The organism is Vicinamibacteria bacterium (assembly GCA_035570235.1).
In the GTDB taxonomy this organism is placed as follows: Bacteria; Acidobacteriota; Vicinamibacteria; order Fen-336; family Fen-336; genus DATMML01.
This window is the reverse complement of record DATMML010000047.1, coordinates 22,971-41,621: the sequence shown is the minus strand read 5'-3', so window position 1 is coordinate 41,621 and position 18,651 is coordinate 22,971. Positions and strand designations below refer to the sequence as shown.

Genomic DNA, 18,651 nt, shown 5'->3' with positions numbered 1-18,651 from the left:
TCTCTCAAGTCAAGGGTGCTAGAGCGCCCAGAAGACCCGCATGGTGATGCAGAGCGCGGCGAGGAGGAGCCCCAGAAGCAGCGCCAAGCTCCGTCCGGGGCCCGCGGTCTCGCCGTCCACGCCCGCCGGGCGGGCCAGGGCCGAAACCAGGAGCAGCGGCATGAGGGGCATCCAGATCCGCCCCACCTCGCCGCGAGTGACGCCGGAGAGCACGAGGAGGGAGAGCCCGCCCGCCATCGCCAGGGTCAGGCGTCCCCCCGCCCCCGCGGGCCCGGCGGGCGGGCCGCCGAGAGCGGAGCGCAGACGGGAGAGGCCCAGCAGGGTCACGGGCACCCCCAGGAAGAGGGCCAGGTCCAGGGGGTTGAAGAGGAGCCAGAGCGCGTAGCTGCGCGGTCGCGTGTAGACCTCGCGGTGGATGGCGAGCGCGGTGGCCGCGGCCCGCAGCGGCTCGTAGCCGACCATCGCGCTGAGGGCGAGGAGGCCGAGGGCGGTTGAGGCGGCAAGACCGCAAAGGAGGAGCCCCCTCCACCGGGGGTATCGATCAAGGGCGAGGGCGGCAAGCCCGCCCAGGAGCAGGAAGGCCCCGGAACCGTAGGAGAGAAAAAGTGCGATCCCCCCGAGGAGCCCCGCGGTCAGGGCGGGAAGGAGGGCCCGGGCGAGCGTGTCCGCGCCGAGGGCCCCGATGAGGAGCGCGGCCGCGAGGGTGACGGGCAGGGTCAGGGCCTGGTCGAACTGGGGGACGAACAGGGCCGGCCCGGGCAGCAGGCTCCAGAGCACCCCCACCCGAACGCCGGCCAGGGTATCGCCCGCGAGGCGCGCGGCCAGCCAAGCCACGGGCAGGCCGGTCGCGGCACCGAGGAGGCCGAGCAGAAGCGCGCCCAGGAGGGCGGCCGCGCGGGCCGCGGGCGCTTTGGGTTCCCGATCCTCGGGCAGGGAGCGCAGAAGGAGGGCGGTGAGCGGTGGCGAGGCCTCGCACAGCGCAACGAGGCCCCGATAGTAGAGGACGGGTCCGGGGGGGTGGGTGGCGGCGTGCTTCGCGGCGCTGCGGAACGTGGGGAGGAGGGAGGCGTAGCGGCGGAGAAGCTCCCACGGGTCCCGGGCCTCGGGGGAGACCGCGACCGTGTAGTACGAGGTGTGGGTTCTGGAGACCGTGCGGGCGAGAAGGGTGGGGAGGGCGCCCGCAGGCTCAAGGTCCAGGAGGCCGAGCTGGAAGAGCCAGCCGAGCGCGGCGGCCGCGGGGAGAAGCAGAAGGGCGGCGCGGCGCGGCCCGCGCCGGGCCCAGGCGGAGCCCGAGAGGGCGAGCAGGCCGAGCAGGCCGGCGGCGGCGGCAAGCGCGGGAAGGAGCCGGCCGCTCCCCGGAGACTCGCGGTACGCCCACTGCCATTCCGGAGGGTAGGGAGCGGGGCCCCGCAGGAGAGGGATCGCGTCCGTGGCGATGGCCAGGAGGACGAGAATGGTGGCCGCGGCCAGGAGCGCCGAGCGGGCGGGGCCGGCGAGGTGCACCGCGCCCAGGAACCGAGACCGCGGCCGGCCTTGCTCCGGGCTCACCGCATGGGCGAGTCCGGGTGCTCCCCGCACTGGAGGGAGAGGTCGGCTCCCTCCTGGGCCAGGCCTAGGCACTCGAACAGGTTGCGCACGTGCTGGCCGAGGCGGTCACTCCGGCACGGCGTGGCGAGGATCGCCGCCACCAGGCTCCGGCCCTGCTGTGCGGCGGCGTCGGCCCCGCGCAGGGCGAGCTCAGCGGGAGGGTCCTCGTCGAACTCTCGCAGGGCGCGCTCGAGCGACTCGAACGCGCCGTGCAACCCCAGGGCCCCGCCGTTTCCCGCCTCCCCAAAGGCCCCCAGGGCCTCCAGGCTACGGCCGATGCGCAGCAAGATCGTGCGGGCGTGGGGGAGGTTGATCCGGACGTAGCGGTGGTAGTCGGAGTCGTCCACGCTCGTTCCCGCGCCGCAGTCTAGCACGCCCGGGAGAGGCCCCGCCCTGTGGTATCGTGCCGGTTGTGATCGTCAAGGAGATCCTCGAGAACGGCCTGACCCTGATCACGGAGTCCATGCCCCACGTGCGGAGCGTGGCCATCGGGGTCTGGCTGAAGCGGGGCAGCCGCCACGAGACCCCCGAGCAGACCGGCATCAGCCACTTCATCGAGCACATGGTCTTCAAGGGGACCAAGAACCGGACGGCGGAGGCCATCGCCTCCGAGGTGGACTCGATCGGCGGCTACATGGACGCCTTCACGGCCAAGGAGTACGCCTCCTTCCACCTGAAGGTCTTGGACGACCACCTGCCGAGGGCGGTGGACATCCTGGGCGACGTCGTCATGAACCCCCTCTTCGATCCCCGGGAGTTGACCAAGGAGAAAAAGGTCATCTTCGAGGAGATCAACATGGTGGAGGACACTCCCGACGACCTCGTGATGGAGCTCTTCACGGAGGCCTTCTGGCCCAACCACCCCCTGGGGCGGCCCATCCTGGGCACCAAGAAAAGCGTGGGGGGCTTCCACCGCGAGGATCTGGCCACCTTCTTCCGGCAGGTCTATCACCCCGGAAACATGCTCATCGCGGCGGCCGGGAACCTTGACCACGGCGTGACCGCCGCCCTCGTAAGGCGGCACTTCGGGACACTCGTGCTCCGCCGGACCCCGGCCAACGGACACGCCCCCAAGCCGGCGGCCCGGGTCGTGACCCGGGCCAAGAAAGAGCTGGAGCAGGTCCACCTGTGTCTGGGTGCGCCCGCGTACCCCCAGACCCATCCCGACCGCTACGCGGGCTACATCCTGAACACGGTCCTGGGGGGGAGCATGTCCTCCCGCCTCTTCCAGAACATCCGCGAGAAGAGGGGGCTCGTGTACTCGATCTCCTCCGGCGTCACCTCCTACTCCGACGCGGGGAGCCTGACCGTGTACGCGGGCACCGGCCTCGATTCCGTGGAGGAGGTGGTCCGTCTGACCCGGGAGGAGTTCCGGCGCCTCAAGGGCGAGCTCCTGCCCGAGGCCGAGCTACGCCGGTCCAAGGATCACCTGAAGGGCAGCCTCATGCTCTCCCTCGAGAACACGGGCAGCCGCATGAGCCACCTGGCCCGGCAGGAGATCTACTTCGGCCGCCACTTCGAGTTGGACGAGCTCACCGCCGGGATCGAGGCGGTGGGCGGCCACGACGTGCAGAGGATCGCGAACGAGATCTTCGCCGGCCGCCTGACCGTGAGCGTGCTCGGGAACCTGAAGGGTTACCGACCACGCGCGGCGCAGCTCCGCTTGTAGGGGGTTTTTGAAGCTCCGCTTCCGGGTCATCGGGTCGGGCAGCTCCGGCAACGCCACCCTGGTGGAGGGGGGCGGCACCCGCATCCTGATCGACGCTGGCCTCGGCCCGCGCGCCCTGGCCGAGCGGCTGCAGTCCGCGGGGGTGGAGCCCGACTCCCTGGCCGCGATCGTGATCTCCCACGAGCACTCCGACCACATCCGGGGCGCGGCCGCCTTCTCCGCGAATTGGGGGGTGCGGCTGTGCGGCTCGCGGGGGACCTACGCGGCGGCCGGCTTGGGAGCGACCGATATCGCGGGCTACGACGTGCTGGAGGCGACGGCCCCCCGTCGCGTGGGCGCCCTCACCGTGCAGGGGGTCTCCATCCCCCACGACGCGGCGGAGCCTCTAGCCTTCGTGGTCTCCGCGGGCGGGGTCTCCCTCGGGCACGCCACCGACCTCGGCCACGTGAACCGGAGCCTGGTGGAGGCGTTCCGCGGCTGCGACGCCCTCCTCCTGGAGTCCAACTACGACCCCGACATGCTGCGGGGCGGGCCCTACCCCTGGTCCTTGAAGGAGCGCATCCTGGGCCTCTCCGGGCACCTCTCCAACGGCGACGTGGCCCGTTATCTGGCCGACGGCCTGGGGGGGGCGTGCCGGACGGTCGTGCTCGCCCACCTCTCGCAGACGAACAACCACCCCGAGGTGGCCCGGATGGCCGCGGAGCAGTCCCTGCGGCGTCGGGGTCGGACCGAGGTCAAGCTCCGCCTGACCGACCCCCTGGGCACGGAATGGATCGAGGTGGCTCGGCCGGGGGAGGGGGAGCGCGCCCGGGGACAACTTCGCCTGTGGTGACGGCCTAGGCCGGCTCCAGGAGCGGGTAGCTTGGCTCCCACATGGCGGCGGCCACGGCGGGGGCGATCTCGGCGTCGCGAAAGCCGCGGCCGAGGCCGGAGTCCCGGGCCTCGCGGACCACCGCCTCCGCCACCCGCGCCGTGACCGACCGCAGATCCCCTACGGGCGGGAAGAGCCTCCCCTCCCGGAGGTGCTCGTCCCGCACCTGGGCGGCCAGGCTCTCGGCCGCGGCGGCGAACATGGGCTCGGTGACCTCCCGGGCCTCGGAAACGAGCGCCCCCAGCCCGATCCCGGGGAAGACGAAGACGTTGTTGCCCTGGCCTATGCGATGGGTCCGGCCCCCCCTGGAGACGGAATCGAACGGGCTTCCGGTGGCGACGAGGGCCCGCCCATCCGTCCACGCGATCACGTCCGCGGGCCGGGCCTCGGATTGGCTGGTGGGATTGGAGAGGGGCAGGACCAGCGGCCGCTCCACCTGGGCGGCCATGGCCCGTACCACGTCCTCCGAGAACGCGCCCGCGGCCCCGGAGACGCCGATGAGGGCGGTCGGCCTTAGGGCGCGAACAGTGGTGAGCAGGTCCGCGCCCGGGGCCAGACCATGGGCCCGGGCCAGCGCCGCCGGCCAGGACAGCGCCCGGCGGTAGTCCTCGGGGGCGTCCACGAGCAGCCCCTCGACGTCGAAGAGGGCGACCGACCGCGGCAGCTCGTCGCCCCCCACCCCGGCCTTCTCAAGGGCGCTCCGGATGAGGCGGGCGATGCCCACCCCGGCCGCCCCCGCGCCCACGATGAGCACCCGCTCCTCCGCGAAGGGCCGGCCCGCGGCCCGGGCCCCCGCCTTCAGCCCTGCCACCGCCACCGCCGCCGTGCCCTGGATGTCGTCGTTGAAGGAGGGCAGCTCGCGGCGGTAGCGTTCGAGGAGCTTGAACGCGTTGGCCTGCTTGAAGTCCTCCCACTGCAGGAGGGCGCGGGGGAAGCGCGCCTTGACCGCGCGCACGAACTCGTCCACCACCTGCTCGTAGTCCGGGCCCCGAAGCCGGGGGTGGCGCCGGCCGATGTAGAGGTCGTCCCCCAGGAGGGCGGGGTTGTCGGTGCCGACATCCAGGCTGACGGGCAGGGTCTGCCAGGGGGGGATCCCCGCGGCCGCGGTATAGAGGGAGAGCTTCCCCAGGGGGATGCCCATGCCGCCCGCCCCCTGGTCGCCCAGGCCCAGGATGCGCTCGTTGTCGGTGACCACGATGAGGCGCACGTCCTCGAAGGGCGCGTTCGCCAAGGCCTCCGCCACCCGTCCCCGGTGGGCAGGGGTGATCCACAGGCCGCGGGGCCGGCGGAAGATACGGCTGTACTGCTGGCAGGCGAGGCCCACGGTCGGGGTGTAGACCACGGGCAGGAACTCCTCCAGGTGGTCCAGGAGCACCCGAAAATAGAGGTGCTCGTTGCGATCGTGGAGCGCGCCCAGGCCGATGTAGCGCTCGAGCGGGCTCTGCTTGGCCACGATGTTGCCGTAGGCCCGGCGGGCCTGCTGCTCCATGCTGCTCACGACGTCGGGGAGGAGGCCCTCGAGGCCGAAGGCCAGGCGCTCCTCGTGGGTGAAGGCGGTGGATTTGTTATACAGGGGGTGGTTCAGGAGCGCGGTCCCGCGGTAGGGGACGAGCACGCGGTCTTTCCCGTCGGGGCCGGTCCGCCGGCGCAAGGACTCCATCCCAGGCAGAGCAAGCATATACCCGGGTGGGGGGGGCGTGGCCGGAACGGCGCCGCCCCTTGCCTCCCGCGTGATCCCCGGCAAAGATGGGCGGCCAGCGATGATAGACTCGACCCCGTGATCCCGCGGTATTCGCGGCCCGAGATGGCGCACCTCTGGTCCGACGAGAGCCGCTTCGGAGCCTGGCTCCGGGTCGAGCTCGCGGCCACCGAGGTCCTGGCCGAGCGCGGGGTGGTACCGAAGGAAGCCTTCCTCGCCATCAAAGAGAAGGCGCGCTTCGACCCCGCGCGCATCGACGCCCTCGAGAAGGAAGTCCAGCACGACGTGATCGCTTTCGTCTCCAACGTGGCGGAGAGCGTGGGTCCCCAGGGGCGCTGGCTCCACTACGGTCTGACCTCCTCCGACGTAGTGGACACCGCTCTCGGTCTCCTCATGCGGGACGCCTGCGACCTCATCCGGGAGGACCTCGACGCTCTCCTGGCCGCGGTTTCCGACCGCGCGCAGGAGCACCGGCACACCCCCATGATCGGGCGCACCCACGGCGTGCATGCCGAGCCCATGACCTTCGGCTTGAAGCTCGCCCTCTGGTACGCGGAGCTCGTCCGCCACCGGCGCCGGCTGGCCCGGGCCCGCCGCACGATCGCGGTGGGCAAGCTCTCGGGCCCGGTGGGCACCTTCTCGTACCTGCCCCCGGAGGTGGAGGAGGCGGTCTGCTCCCGGCTGGGCCTGGAGCCCGCCCCCGTCTCGTCGCAGATCCTGCAGCGGGACCGCCACGCGGAGGTGATGACCACCCTCGCCCTGCTCGCGGCCAGCCTGGAGAAGTTCGCGACCGAGGTCCGCGCCCTGCAGAAGACGGAGGTGCGGGAGGTCGAGGAGCCCTTCGGGGCCGTGCAAAAAGGCTCTTCCTCCATGCCCCACAAGCGCAACCCGGTGGGCTCCGAGCAGGTGGCGGGCCTGGCCCGATTGGTGCGCACCAACTCCCTGGCCGCGATGGAGAACATCGCGCTCTGGCACGAGCGGGACATCAGCCACTCCTCGGTGGAGCGGGTCATCATCCCCGACAGCTTCCTCGCCCTCGACCACATGCTGCGGCGGTTCACGGGGATCGTACGGGGCCTCGTCGTCCACGCCGAACGCATGCGGGCGAACCTGGAGTCCACCCGCGGTCTCGTCTTCTCGGGCCGTCTTCTCCTGGAGCTCACGGCGCGGGGGATGCGGCGGGAGGAGGCCTACCGCATCGTGCAGGCCCACGCCATGGAGGCCTGGAAGACGGAGGGGGACTTCCGGGCGCGCGTCTCCCAAGACCCGGAGGTGCGGGCCATCCTGAAGGACGAGGAGATCGCGGAGATCTTCCGCTCCGAGGGCTACCTGACGCATGTGGACGCGGTGTTCGCGCGGGTCTTCCGGGGAGCGGGGGAGGAGCCGTGGCCGGGGACGAGCGCATGAGCCTCTCCACCTCGGGGGGAGCGCTCGAGGGGCTGCTGGCAAGCGCGGGGATCCTCCTCGGCTCCTACTTGGGGGCCCGCTTCCTGTCTTTCCTCCTCGGCCGCATGCTGGCCCGGGCGGCCCGGCGGACGGCCCGGCCCCTGGACGAGAGGGCGATCAAGGGCCTGAAACGGCCGCTGACCTACGCCCTCTTCCTCATCGGGGCCTACGCTGCCCTCCATCGCCTGCCGGCTCCCGGGCCATGGATCGACAGGTTGGATCAGGCGCTCTACGCCCTGGCCGTGGCCCTGGTGAGCCTCGCCCTGATACGCGCCTACCGCGTCCTCCTCGCCTGGTACTCGACCGAGTCGCGCCGGGGGGAGGTCCTGGCCACCGAGTTCGGTCCCCTCCTGTCCAAGCTGGGCCGCCTCGTCATCCTGGTCCTGGGCCTGATCGCGATCCTCAACCACTTCGGGGTGAACGTGCAGTCCCTGGTGGTGTCGCTGGGGGTGGGCTCGCTGGCCCTGGGCCTGGCCGCCCAAGACACCCTGGCCAACATGTTCGCGGGGTTCACCCTCATGCTGGACCGGCCCTTCAGGATCGGAGACCGCATCCAGCTCGCCACCGGGGAGGTGGGCGACGTGGAGACGATCGGCATGCGGGCCACCCAGATCCGCACCCTTGATGACACCTTCCTGATCGTGCCCAACAACTCGCTCACCAAGGATCGGCTGATCAACCTGAGCCGGCCCTCCCGCGCCATCGCCACCCGCCTGGAGGTCGGCCTGGCCTGGGGAAGCGACCTCGCCCAGGCGAAGCGCATCCTGCGCGAGGCCGCCCTCTCCTCGGAGTACGTGGACCAGGACCGGGCTCCCCAGGTGCTGGTCTCGCGCTTCGCCGACTTCTCCGTCAACTTCCAGCTGGTGTTCTGGACCCGGGACTATACCCAGCAGGGGCTCGCCCGCAGCCAGGTCCACGAGGAGGCCTACCGCCTCCTGCGCGGGGCGGGGATCGAGATCCCCGTCCCTGTCCGCCGTATCCTCTCGGAGACGGCCCGTTAGGAGGTCAGCGCGATGATCAAAGCCCGTGTCTACGTGACGCTCAAGAAATCGGTCTTCGACCCCCAGGGCAAGACCATCCACGACGCTCTTCAATCCCTGGGCTACCGGGGGGTGGCCGATGTCCGCCAAGGAAAGTACTTCGAGGTGGCCTTCGAAGGCCTGGGCGGGGAGGAGGCGCGGGCGGCGGCGGAGGAGATCGCGCGTCGCGTCCTCTCCAACCCGGTGATGGAGGGCTACCGCGTGGAGGTCGAGGCATGAGAGTCGGAGTGGTGGTGTTTCCCGGCTCGAACTGCGACCACGACACGTACTACGTCCTGAAGGACGTCTGCGGCCAGGAGGCTCGTTTCGTCTGGCACAAGGACACCGATCTCTCCGGCCTCGATGCCGTAGTCCTCCCGGGCGGCTTCGCCTACGGCGACTATCTCCGCACGGGGGCCATCGCCCGCTTTAGCCCCGTGATGCGGGCGGTGGGCGAATTCGCGGAGAGGGGCGGGCCCGTGCTCGGCGTCTGCAACGGCTTCCAGATCCTCCAAGAGGCGGGACTGCTCCCGGGGGCGATGCTGCGCAACCGGGGCCTCAAGTTCCTGTCCTTGCCCGTGCACGTCCGCGTCGAGCGCAGCGACACCCCCATGACCGCGGGCCTGGCCGAGGGCACCGTCCTCACCATGCCCATCGCGCACGGGGAAGGGAACTTCTACCTGCCGGACGAGGAGCTGGACCGTCTGGAAGGGGAGGGCGGCGTGGTCTTCCGATACACGACGAAGGACGGCCGACTGGAGGATGCGGCCAACGTGAACGGCAGCTCCCGGGCCATCGCCGGCGTCTGCAACCGGGCCCGCAACGTGGTGGGCCTCATGCCCCACCCGGAGCGGGCCTCGGAGCCGGAGCTCGGCTCGACGGACGGCCGCCGCATCCTCGAGGCGCTGGTGCGGGCGCTGCAGACGGTCTAGATCGTCGGATCCGTCAGATCAGCAGCATCCCGTCGCTCTGCCGCCGGTCCGAGAGCCGGCGACGATCCTCGGGCTCGCTCGAGGAGGAATGGGGGCGGCGGCGACTGCCGACCCGCCGCTCCACGACCACCCGGATCTCGGGTGTTCCCCGGAGCAGAGCCTCCATGAGGGGCAAGGTGTCCGCCCATTTCTCGGGGATCACCAGGGTGGGCATCTCCCCCTGCTGCTGGCGGGCCACGCAGGTGGGACAGATGCCGTGGCTAATCGAGAGCGGGTCCTCAGAATCGGCGACTCCGAGGTACTTCTGGCACCAGGCGCAGACCTTGACCATTCGGTGACCCTGAGGGAGGGCCGTCACTTCGCTACCTGCCGTCCAAATTTGATCCTAGCACGGCTTTTGTGCGGGGTCGGTGGTTTTTTTTGTCTTCGTCTACGCTCCAGCCGAGGGGAGGCCTAGCTCGCAACCGATTCAGGCGGCGCGGGCGGGCGCGGTCGAGGCTGGCAGAAAGACGCGCCGGTAGGCGAGGAGCCAGCCAAGGGCGATGAGCGCGAGGGTTGTGCCCGCCGCCGCCCAGGCCGGGGCGGGAAGGAGGGCGGCGCAAAGCGCGGCCAGGCCGACCAGGCGGATGGCCTCCAGCCAGTAGGCCCAGGCCCGCCGGTCGAGCAGACCCCCGAGTCCAGCCAGGGTGACGACGATGGCCAGGCCCGCCCCCGAGCGCGGGAGGGCGCCCATCCCGCTCTCTCGGAATAGGAACGCGAGAGCAGCCAGGTTGACGAGGACGAACTGCCCGAGCACGTAGAGCCGCAGGCCGAGCGGGGCGGGGGTGTCGTACTTGTGGTAGGTCTGGGGGTCCACCTCGGGGGCGGCCAGAAAGCCGCCCAACTCCTCGGGATGCCACCCCGGCGGCTTCAGGAAGAGCCGAAAGGAGTCGCGGAGCCGCCGGGCTCGGCGCGCCTTGGCGAAGAGGTCGACCCAGTAGTGGAGGTTGGCCCAGAGCGGGTTCCAGCTGCGAAGCGGAGTCGTGATCCCGTAGACCGGCTCCTCCTCCTCGGCCTGGAAGGACCCGAACAGCCGGTCCCAGACGATCAGGGTGCCCCCATGGTTGCGGTCGATGTACTTCGGGTTCCGCCCGTGGTGCACGCGATGGTGGGAGGGGGTGTTGAGGACCCACTCCAGGGGACCCAGCCGGCCGATGGTCCGGGTGTGAATCCAGAACTGATAGAGGGTGTTGAAAGAGGATACGGTCAAGAACAGCAGCGGGGGGAGCCCGAGCAGGGCCAGGGGGAGGTAGAAGATCCAGGAGAACGAGCCCTGAAACGCGCCCTGCCGGAGGGCCACCGCGAGGTTGTACTCCTCGCTCTGGTGGTGGACGATGTGCGCCGCCCAGCCCGCGTTCATCTCGTGGCTCCAGCGGTGGAACCAGTAGTAAAGCAGGTCGACCCCCAGGAAGCCGGCCACCCAGGTCGGGAGCGATCTCGTGGGGAGGGTGAAGACCCGATAGTGTCCGTAGAGGTAGAGGTAGCCCGCAAAGAGAACCGTCTTCAGGAACACGTCCAGCACCTGCTGGATGATCCCGCAGGAGAGGTCGTTAATGGAGTCGGAGAGCCGGTAGTAGTCCTTCTCCACGATCCGGGCTAGAACGAGCTCGAGCCCGATGAGGAGGAAGAAGACGGGGATGGCGAGGTGGATGTAGTTCATGGGCGCCGCGGGGGCGCTCCCCTCGATGATGGTACCCAAAAAACCGGGGCCAGATCCACATCGCCTCCTGCCGGTTAGAATGAGAAACGAAATGTCGATCTCCTCCGCGGTCCTCGCCGAGCACAACCTCACGGCCGGGGAGTACGAGCGCATCGTGAAGGCCCTGGGACGCGATCCCAACCGCACCGAGCTCGGGCTCTTCTCCGTCATGTGGTCGGAGCATTGCTCGTACAAGAGCAGCAAGATCCACCTCCGGACCCTGCCCACAAAGGGGCCCCGGGTGCTCCAGGGGCCGGGAGAGAACGCGGGGGTGGTGGACCTGGGGGACGGCCTGGCCGCGGTGTTCAAGATCGAGTCCCACAACCACCCCTCGTTCATCGAGCCCTACCAGGGGGCGGCCACCGGGGTGGGCGGGATCCTGCGCGACATCTTCACCATGGGGGCGCGGCCGATCGCCATCCTGAACTCCCTCCGCTTCGGACCCCCCGAGGAGACGAAGAGCCGCCGCCTCCTGAGCGGGGTGGTGTCCGGGATCGGCGGCTACGGCAACGCCTTTGGCTGCCCGACCGTGGGCGGGGAGGTGGTCTTCGAGGAGTGCTACCGCCAGAACCCGCTCGTGAATGCCTTCTGCCTCGGGATCGTGAAGTCCACGGCAATCTTCCGGGGCCGGGCGGAGGGTGTGGGCAACACCGTCTTCTACGTGGGGGCCAAGACCGGCCGCGATGGGATCCACGGCGCCACCATGGCCTCCGCGGAGTTCAGCCAGGGCAGCGAGGAGCGACGGCCCACCGTGCAGGTGGGCGATCCCTTCTTGGAAAAGGTGCTGCTGGAGGCCTGCCTGGAGGCGCTGGAGACGGGGGCGGTGGTGGGGATCCAGGACATGGGGGCGGCCGGCCTCACCTGCTCCACCTCCGAGATGGGGGCCCGGGCGGGAACCGGGGTCGAGATCGACATAGAGAAGGTGCCCAAGCGCGAGACGGGGATGAGCGCCTACGAGGTCATGCTCTCGGAGTCGCAGGAGCGGATGCTGCTCGTGGCGGAGAAGGGACGGGAGGCGGAGATCATCCGCATCTTCGAGAAGTGGGACCTCCACGCGGAAGCCATCGGAAGGGTGACCGCAGACCAGCGGCTGCGCGTCTTCGCGGGGGGCGTGCTGGAGGCGGACGTCCCCAACCGAGCCCTCACCGACGACGCCCCCCTCTACGAGCGGCCCTTTGTGGAGCCGGTGAACCCGGCGGCCTCGGAGGACGTTCTGGCCCTGCCCCCGCCCCCCGACCTGGGGGAGGCCCTCCTCCGCCTCCTGGCCTCGCCTTCGATCGCCAGCAAGCGCTGGGTCTACCGCCAGTACGACAGCACCGTCCGCACCAACACCATGGTGGGGCCGGGCTCGGACGCGGCGGTGGTGCGTATCAAGGGGACGACGAAGGCCCTGGCCCTGAAGGTGGACGGGAACGGCCGCTACTGCTGGCTGGATGCGCGCGCGGGCGCGCGCCTGGCCGTGGCCGAGGCCTGCCGTAACGTGGTGGCCGCAGGTGCGACCCCCATCGGCGCCACCAACTGCCTCAACTTCGGGAACCCCGAGAAGCCGGAGATCATGGGCCAGCTCGTGGCCGCGATCGCGGGCCTGGGCGAGGCCTGCCGGGCGCTGGGCGTGCCCATCACGGGCGGAAACGTATCCCTCTACAACGAAACCGAGGGCCAGGGCATCTACCCCACGCCCGTCCTGGGTGTGGTGGGCCTCCTGGAGGACGCGGACAAGGCCCTCACCTCCTGGTTCAAGCGGGAGGGCGACGCCGTCTTTCTCCTGGGCGACACCCGTGAGGATCTTGGGGGGAGCGAGTTCCTGAAAGTGGTGCACGGGAAGGTGGCGGGTCCGCCCCCCGGGCTCGACCTGGAGGAGGAGAAGCGGCTCCAAGCGCTGGTGGTGGAGGCGGCCGGCGCCGGCCTCCTCCTCTCGGCCCACGACCCCAGCGACGGCGGCCTGGCCGTGGCCTTGGCGGAGTGCGCGTTCGCCCGGGAAGAGCCTGGCCTCGGCGGTCGCTTCGACCTGCCCGGCCGCCTCCGCCCCGACGTCCTGCTCTTCTCCGAGTCCCCTTCGCGGATGATCGTGACCACCCGGGACGAGGCCCGGCTGCGCGCGGCCGCCTTCCGTCATCGCGTCCCCTGCGTGGGCCTGGGCACGGTGGGGGGCGATCGCCTCGTCCTTCTCTCCGGTACCCGGGTGTTCGTGGACCTGCCCGTGGCCCGCCTTCACGAGGGCTGGATGGACCTCGAGAGGCGGCTGGGGGTCGCTCTCGTCCCCGGTTCCTGACCCCCAAGGCTCCGCCCTCCGCCCCTGGCGCGCTGGAATCGGCTACCATGCGGCCATGCCGCCAGGAGGCGAGAACCCCAAGGACCGGGCTCGCCGCGCCGACGACGACCACTTTCACGACCGCTGCGGCCTCTTTGGCATCTTCGGCCACCCCGAGGCCGCCCACCTGGCCTATCTCGGTCTCTATGCGCTCCAGCACCGGGGGCAGGAGTCGGCGGGGATCGTGGCCAGCGACGGCGCCCTCTTGCGCATCGAGAAGGGCATGGGGCTCGTCAACGACGTCTTCACCGATGCCCGTCTGTCCACCCTGGAGGGGGACCGGGCGATGGGCCACGTGCGCTACTCGACGGCCGGGGACACGGTGGCCGCCAACGCCCAGCCCATCCTTATCGAATGCCATCGGGGGACCATCGCCCTCGGCCACAACGGGAACCTGGTGAACGCGGCCATCCTCCGGCAGGAGCTGGAGGCAGCGGGCTCGATCTTCCAGTCCACCTCCGACACGGAGGTGATCCTGCACCTCTACGCGCGCAGCCACCGCGAGCGCCTGGAGGACGCGATCGCGGCCAGCCTCTCCAAGGTGATGGGGGCGTTCTCGCTGCTCTTCCTCACCCCCGAGGCCCTGGTGGCGGCCCGCGACCCCTGGGGCTTCCGGCCCCTGGTGCTGGGGCGGCTGGACGGGGCCACCATCATTTGCTCCGAGACCTGCGCCCTCGACCTGATCGACGCCCAGTACGTGCGGGACGTCGAGCCGGGCGAGCTCCTGGTGATCGACGAGCAGGGGGTGCGCTCCTTCCACCCCTTCCCGCCCGAGCCGCCTAGCCAGTGCATCTTCGAGCACGTCTACTTCGCGCGTCCGGACAGCCAGGTCTTCGGCCGGAACGTCCTCCTCTCCCGGTTGCTCCTGGGCCGGCAGCTCGCCCGCGAGGCCCCCGCCCCCGCCGACATCGTGGTGCCTGTGCCCGACAGCGGGATGGGGGCCGCCTTGGGCTACGCCCAGGAGAGCGGCCTGCCCTTCCAGTGGGGCCTCATCCGCAACCATTATGTCGGGCGCACCTTCATCGAGCCCAAGCAGTCCATCCGCTCCTTCGGGGTGAAGGTCAAGCTGAACCCGGTGAAGAGCGTCCTGGAAGGGAAGCGGGTGGTGCTCATCGACGACTCCATCGTGCGGGGGACCACCTCCCGCAAGATCGTGGGCATGGTCCGGGGGGCGGGAGCGCGCGAGGTCCATGTGCGCATCAGCAGCCCCCCCACCACCGGACCCTGCTACTACGGGATCGACACCCCCTTGAAGAGCGAGCTGATCGCGAGCCGACACTCGCTGGAGGAGATCCGGCAGTACATCGCGGCGGACAGCCTCGCCTACCTGTCCCACGAGGGCCTGCTGAAGGCCGTGGAAGACCCGGGCCAAACCCGCCACTGCACGGCCTGCTTCTCCGGCCGCTACCCGGTGGCCGTCTCCCAGCCCGACAGCTCCCAGCTCCGGCTCTTCGAGAAGGTGCGGGGCTAGGCCCCTCTTGCCCCGCTTCCTGGCCGTCGGACACGTGACCTGGGACCGGCGGGAGGGGGGCGACGTCCTGGGGGGAAGCGCCTCCTACGCGGCCCTCGCCGCCCGCCGCCTGGGCTGGACGGCGGCCGTCCTGACCTCGGCCAGCCCCCTGGACTTCGACCCCGCCCGCGACCTGCCCGGGGTCGCCGCTTTCGTTAAACCCGCGCCCGCCACCACGCGCTTCGGGAACTCCTACGACGAGGACGGCGCGCGGCAGCAGGTCCTCTTCGCCCGCGCCGACGACCTCGAGCTCCTGTCCCTTCCCGACGACTGGCGCGATCCCGAGGTGCTGCTCCTGGGCCCGGTGGCGGGGGAGATCAAGGGATCGCTCGTCCCCGCCTTCGCGGCCGGCTGCGTGGGGGCCATCGCCCAGGGCTGGCTGCGCGACTTCGATCGCGACGGCCGCGTCTCCGCCCGCGACTGGGCCGATCCCGCGCGCGACCTCGAGGGCGTCCACGTGCTCTTCCTCTCCGAGGAGGACCTCCCGGGGGGGGCGGCGCGGGCGGGGGAGTTCCTGGCTCAGGTGCCGATCGTGGCCTGCACGCGCGGCTGGCAGGGCCTCACCCTGTTCACGCGCGCGGGCGCGCAGGAAGTCCCCGCCTACCCCCGGCCGGAGGTGGACCCCACGGGGGCGGGCGACGTCTTCGCGGCTGCTTTCCTAATGCGCTACCATGAGGCAGGAGATCCCCTGGAGGCGGCCGTGTTCGCGACCTGTGCCGCTTCCTGCGTGGTCGAGGGCGTGGGCACGTCCACCCTGGGCGACCGAGACGACGTCCTTCGCCGGCTGGCCGCGCGCGAGCACCTCCTCGAAGAAGGCGAGGGAGAATGGTCGGAGTAGGCGTCATGAATGTGCCCTTCACGCCTCCCGCGGCGTCCGCAAAACGTAAGCGGTGGTCTCGACGCTCGGTAGTGTCTCAGTTTGAAAGCCCGAAAAAGCCCTGAGCCCTTGACGGATGGCCCCGCCTATGCCTATCTTTGAGGCATGCCAAAGCGGGTCAAGCAAGAGGAAGATGGTACACAATCAGCCCTGAGGGTCATGCGCCAGGCTACGGGGGACGAATCATTCCCCGGGCCCCCTCAGGCCCCCCCGGAGCCCAGTTCCGAGGCTATCAGTGCCGTTATGACCGCCCTAGGTCGTCGGGGCGGCCGGAAGGGGGGTCCAGCCAGAGCTAGGGCCCTGAGTGCAGCCAGACGGAAGGCCATCGCTCGGCGGGCAGCAAAGGCCCGTTGGAGCCGGGGAGGGGATTCGAACCCCTGAAGTCTCTAGGAGACAGGGCCTTGCAGGGACCTTCAGTTTGACCGCTTCCGTACCCCGGCTTTGGCGGACTAACCCCCATATCTTGTAGTTGACAATGGGGTTTTGTGGGCTAGTATGTTGGTAGAGAGATCAATCAGCCTCCTTGGTTCTAGGACTGGGGGGTCTGGGGGCCCGGCGTTGCAGCGCTGGGCCCTTCGTCTTTTAGGGGCTCGACTGGGGGGGCATCGGCTCCCAGCGACCATCTTCAAGCTTCTTCCAGCCGAGTTCGGTGCCGAGCCTCCTGAGGGTCGTCCTGATGATGCTCGTGTAGTGAGGGGACCTACTCTTGATCCCCCCCGCCCTGAGGGCTTCGCCGATCTCTCGCGGGGCCTGAGCCCCGCTGGCTCCATTGGCGGCGTACATACGGAGCGCCTCGGGCACGCTGAGCCTCCGGAAAGGTAGCCTCTGGGGCCCTCTTGGGGCCTTGGCCGCTCCCTCAGGGGCGGTCGAGCCGGACGCGGGTCGCCAGACAGGTCTAAGCTTTCGTCGGAGTACCGCAATCGCCGCATCCAACTCGGCGCGTTCGGCTTCCAGCTCAGCGATTATCCGCTCGGTTTGGTCCATGCTCTTCATCGGAAACCCCTTGAAATGCGTGGCTTTATCGTATAGACTCCCCCTGGAGTCTGGAAAAGGGGCACGGGGTTTTGGTTCCCGTGCCCACGGCGTCAAGCTGGGGTTTCTGACGGAGTTTCCTTAACCGTCCGCCCTTTTTCCGGGCGCCAAACGTGACATAGCCGTTCCTTCCCTGGCGGGAGGCTTCGGTTCGACCCCTGAGAAGGTTCCGAGGCCCCCGCCAAACTTTTTCCCACACGAAGCGTATGCGAACCGGACCGCTAAGTCAATGGCATAGTTCGCCCGAAACTTCGTCCCTGGTTCGCCGGTTTGTTCGTTACGGAAGCTGCACACAAACATCAAAAGAAGTACTTGACGCTTGAGCCGCTCAAGCATATATTAGGGGTATGAACAGGCTAAGCCAAGAGAAGCGGGCGGCGGTCGTGGCGGCCCTAGTCGAGGGCAACAGCCTTCGGTCCACGGCCCGCATGACGGGCGTTGCCATCAATACCGTCATGAAGCTCCTAGCCGACCTGGGCGTAGCATGCGACCGCTACCAGCGAGAGACGCTGGTCAACCTCCGCTCCAAGCGCATCCAGTGTGATGAGATTTGGTCCTTCGTCTATGCCAAGGAAAAGAACGCCCCGGAGACCATGAAGGCCCAAGGCAAAGCCGGCGACATGTGGACCTGGACCGCGATGGATGCGGACTCCAAGCTAATCGTCTCCTGGCTGATCGGCGGCCGTGACGCAGGCTACGCCACGGTATTCATGGAGGACGTAGCCTCCCGGCTGGCGACCCGCGTGCAACTCACCACAGACGGCCACAAGGCGTACCTAGAGGCCGTAGAGGGTGCCTTCGGGATGGACGTGGACTTTGCCCAACTCGTGAAGCTCTACGGCGAGGCTCCCGAGGGACAGCGCCGTTACAGCCCGCCCGTCTGCACCGGCTGCAAGCGCACGGCCATCTCGGGCGACCCCGATCCCGCCCACATCTCCACGTCCTACATCGAACGCCAGAATCTCACGATGCGGATGAGCATGCGACGGTTCACCCGGCTAACCAATGCCTTCTCCAAGAAGGCCGAGAATCACGAGGCGGCCGTGTCGCTCTACACCCTCTACTACAACTTTGGGCGCGTCCATTCCACGCTCCGGGTGACCCCGGCGATGGAGGCCGGCGTCTCCGATCATGTCTGGTCTTTGGCTGAAATCGTGGCCCTTTTGGATCGGCCCTCAAACTGAGACACTACCCGACGCTCCATGTGCTTGACTTTCGGCCCTCCTGGCCGTAGCGCCCGTCATGTGGGCGAGGCAGGATGCCCCGGTACCACGAGCCGACGCCGAGTCAGGTCCAATTGCCTTGGGCAGCCTCTGCTCGGTCGCAACCGGCGGTTGGGCGTCGCGTTCGGTCGAGCGCTCCGATGAGTGAGGGCGGGGGTCGAGCCCCCTTCCTGGCCGCGGTCACCCTGGCCGCGGCCGCCTCCGTCGTCGCGGGCCCGCCCGCGACGACGCCCAAGGCGCCCGAGCCCCTGCCCCCGGAGACGGAAGCGGTGGTCGAGACCAGCCTCGGATCGTTCACGATCAAACTCCTGCCCGAGCTCGCCCCGAGCCACGTCCAGCTGTTCGTGAAGACCGCGAAGGCGGGCGGCTACAACGGCACCACGTTCCACCGGATCATCGCGGGCGGGATCATCCAGGGCGGGGATCCCCTCTCCAAGGACAAGAGCCAGAGCGCCCGCTACGGCACGGGCGGCCTGGGCCTGCTGAAGGCGGAGTTCTCCTCCCGGCCCCTGACTCGGGGCACGGTGGCCGCCGTCCGGCGCCCCTCGAGCCCGGACAGCGCGGGAACACAGTTCTTCGTCTGCCTCGCGGACCAGCCGTCCCTCACCGGTCAGTACACCGTCTACGGGCAAGTCATCGCAGGCCAGGAGGTGGCGGACCGGATCGGGCAGACGCCGGTGGACGGAGACCGGGCCCGCGACCGCGTGGAGATGACGGTGACGGTCAAGAAGCCCTGA

17 protein-coding genes and 1 tRNA gene are annotated in these 18,651 nt (G+C 69.7%); 11 read left to right on the top strand and 7 right to left on the bottom strand.

What is annotated here, in order from left to right; translation table 11 throughout:
• Positions 1 to 18: 18 nt before the first annotated feature.
• Positions 19 to 1,548: a hypothetical protein gene (locus VN461_09185; protein ID HXB54941.1), complete on the bottom strand. Its 1,530-nt coding sequence runs from the start codon at positions 1,546 to 1,548 to the stop codon at positions 19 to 21.
• The gene (locus VN461_09180) at positions 1,545 to 1,961 is read right to left on the bottom strand and encodes a hypothetical protein (protein HXB54940.1); all 417 of its coding nucleotides are present in this window, start codon (positions 1,959 to 1,961) and stop codon (positions 1,545 to 1,547) included. Before VN461_09180 ends, VN461_09185 begins: the two co-directional genes overlap by 4 nt.
• 29 nt (positions 1,962 to 1,990) lie before the next feature.
• Here VN461_09180 and VN461_09175 point away from each other — a divergent pair, with 29 nt between their 5' ends.
• On the top strand, positions 1,991 to 3,256 hold the full coding sequence (locus VN461_09175) for a pitrilysin family protein (protein HXB54939.1): 1,266 nt from the start codon (positions 1,991 to 1,993) through the stop codon (positions 3,254 to 3,256).
• Positions 3,257 to 3,263: 7 nt separating this feature from the next.
• Positions 3,264 to 4,088 (top strand): MBL fold metallo-hydrolase, encoded by an 825-nt coding sequence (locus VN461_09170; protein HXB54938.1) that lies wholly within the window; start codon positions 3,264 to 3,266, stop codon positions 4,086 to 4,088.
• Positions 4,089 to 4,092: 4 nt separating this feature from the next.
• Here VN461_09170 and VN461_09165 read toward each other — a convergent pair whose 3' ends face one another.
• Entirely contained in the window at positions 4,093 to 5,778 is a 1,686-nt protein-coding gene (locus VN461_09165) for an NAD-dependent malic enzyme (protein ID HXB54937.1), read from the bottom strand.
• A gap of 126 nt (positions 5,779 to 5,904) precedes the next feature.
• Here VN461_09165 and purB point away from each other — a divergent pair, with 126 nt between their 5' ends.
• From purB to purQ, 4 genes are read left to right on the top strand one after another with little or no spacing between them, the layout of a single operon-like run.
• Complete coding sequence (gene purB / locus VN461_09160; GenBank protein ID HXB54936.1) at positions 5,905 to 7,233, top strand: adenylosuccinate lyase; 1,329 nt, start codon at positions 5,905 to 5,907, stop codon at positions 7,231 to 7,233.
• Complete coding sequence (locus VN461_09155) at positions 7,212 to 8,273, top strand: mechanosensitive ion channel family protein (GenBank protein ID HXB54935.1); 1,062 nt, start codon at positions 7,212 to 7,214, stop codon at positions 8,271 to 8,273. The genes purB and VN461_09155 overlap by 22 nt, the downstream gene beginning before the upstream one ends.
• Before the next feature lie 15 nt (positions 8,274 to 8,288).
• A complete protein-coding gene (gene purS, locus VN461_09150; GenBank protein ID HXB54934.1) occupies positions 8,289 to 8,531 on the top strand; it encodes a phosphoribosylformylglycinamidine synthase subunit PurS in 243 nt (80 codons plus the stop codon).
• Positions 8,528 to 9,223 (top strand): phosphoribosylformylglycinamidine synthase subunit PurQ, encoded by a 696-nt coding sequence (gene purQ, locus VN461_09145; GenBank protein HXB54933.1) that lies wholly within the window; start codon positions 8,528 to 8,530, stop codon positions 9,221 to 9,223. Before purS ends, purQ begins: the two co-directional genes overlap by 4 nt.
• A gap of 13 nt (positions 9,224 to 9,236) precedes the next feature.
• Here purQ and VN461_09140 read toward each other — a convergent pair whose 3' ends face one another.
• Positions 9,237 to 9,554, bottom strand: a complete 318-nt coding sequence (locus tag VN461_09140; protein HXB54932.1) for a hypothetical protein — start codon at positions 9,552 to 9,554, stop codon at positions 9,237 to 9,239.
• 138 nt (positions 9,555 to 9,692) lie between these two features.
• Positions 9,693 to 10,961 (bottom strand): sterol desaturase family protein, encoded by a 1,269-nt coding sequence (locus VN461_09135; GenBank protein ID HXB54931.1) that lies wholly within the window; start codon positions 10,959 to 10,961, stop codon positions 9,693 to 9,695.
• Between the two features lie 52 nt (positions 10,962 to 11,013).
• Here VN461_09135 and purL point away from each other — a divergent pair, with 52 nt between their 5' ends.
• Genes purL through VN461_09120 form a run of 3 tightly spaced genes read left to right on the top strand, consistent with a single transcriptional unit; the run spans position 11,014 to position 15,620 of the window.
• A complete protein-coding gene (gene purL, locus VN461_09130; GenBank protein HXB54930.1) occupies positions 11,014 to 13,233 on the top strand; it encodes a phosphoribosylformylglycinamidine synthase subunit PurL in 2,220 nt (739 codons plus the stop codon).
• A gap of 55 nt (positions 13,234 to 13,288) precedes the next feature.
• Positions 13,289 to 14,743, top strand: a complete 1,455-nt coding sequence (gene purF / locus VN461_09125) for an amidophosphoribosyltransferase (GenBank protein HXB54929.1) — start codon at positions 13,289 to 13,291, stop codon at positions 14,741 to 14,743.
• Positions 14,744 to 14,750: 7 nt separating this feature from the next.
• On the top strand, positions 14,751 to 15,620 hold the full coding sequence (locus tag VN461_09120) for a PfkB family carbohydrate kinase (GenBank protein ID HXB54928.1): 870 nt from the start codon (positions 14,751 to 14,753) through the stop codon (positions 15,618 to 15,620).
• A gap of 390 nt (positions 15,621 to 16,010) precedes the next feature.
• Here VN461_09120 and VN461_09115 read toward each other — a convergent pair.
• Together VN461_09115 and VN461_09110 are read right to left on the bottom strand one after the other, a co-directional pair.
• A tRNA-Ala gene (locus VN461_09115) sits at positions 16,011 to 16,099 on the bottom strand.
• A gap of 142 nt (positions 16,100 to 16,241) precedes the next feature.
• Positions 16,242 to 16,652: a hypothetical protein gene (locus tag VN461_09110; protein ID HXB54927.1), complete on the bottom strand. Its 411-nt coding sequence runs from the start codon at positions 16,650 to 16,652 to the stop codon at positions 16,242 to 16,244.
• Between the two features lie 386 nt (positions 16,653 to 17,038).
• Here VN461_09110 and VN461_09105 point away from each other — a divergent pair, with 386 nt between their 5' ends.
• Complete coding sequence (locus tag VN461_09105) at positions 17,039 to 17,875, top strand: IS1 family transposase (protein HXB54926.1); 837 nt, start codon at positions 17,039 to 17,041, stop codon at positions 17,873 to 17,875.
• Positions 17,876 to 18,054: 179 nt separating this feature from the next.
• A complete protein-coding gene (locus VN461_09100) occupies positions 18,055 to 18,651 on the top strand; it encodes a peptidylprolyl isomerase (protein ID HXB54925.1) in 597 nt (198 codons plus the stop codon).

Bases quoted from the DNA above. Each gene is read 5' to 3' on its own strand.
- purQ (HXB54933.1), top strand. From the start codon at position 8,528: ATGAGAGTCGGAGTGGTGGTGTTTCCCGGCTCGAACTGCGACCACGAC.
- purL (HXB54930.1), top strand. From the start codon at position 11,014: ATGTCGATCTCCTCCGCGGTCCTCGCCGAGCACAACCTCACGGCCGGG.
- VN461_09140 (HXB54932.1), bottom strand. From the start codon at position 9,554: ATGGTCAAGGTCTGCGCCTGGTGCCAGAAGTACCTCGGAGTCGCCGAT.
- VN461_09105 (HXB54926.1), top strand. From the start codon at position 17,039: ATGAACAGGCTAAGCCAAGAGAAGCGGGCGGCGGTCGTGGCGGCCCTA.
- VN461_09110 (HXB54927.1), bottom strand. From the start codon at position 16,652: ATGAAGAGCATGGACCAAACCGAGCGGATAATCGCTGAGCTGGAAGCC.
- VN461_09100 (HXB54925.1), top strand. From the start codon at position 18,055: ATGAGTGAGGGCGGGGGTCGAGCCCCCTTCCTGGCCGCGGTCACCCTG.
- purF (HXB54929.1), top strand. From the start codon at position 13,289: ATGCCGCCAGGAGGCGAGAACCCCAAGGACCGGGCTCGCCGCGCCGAC.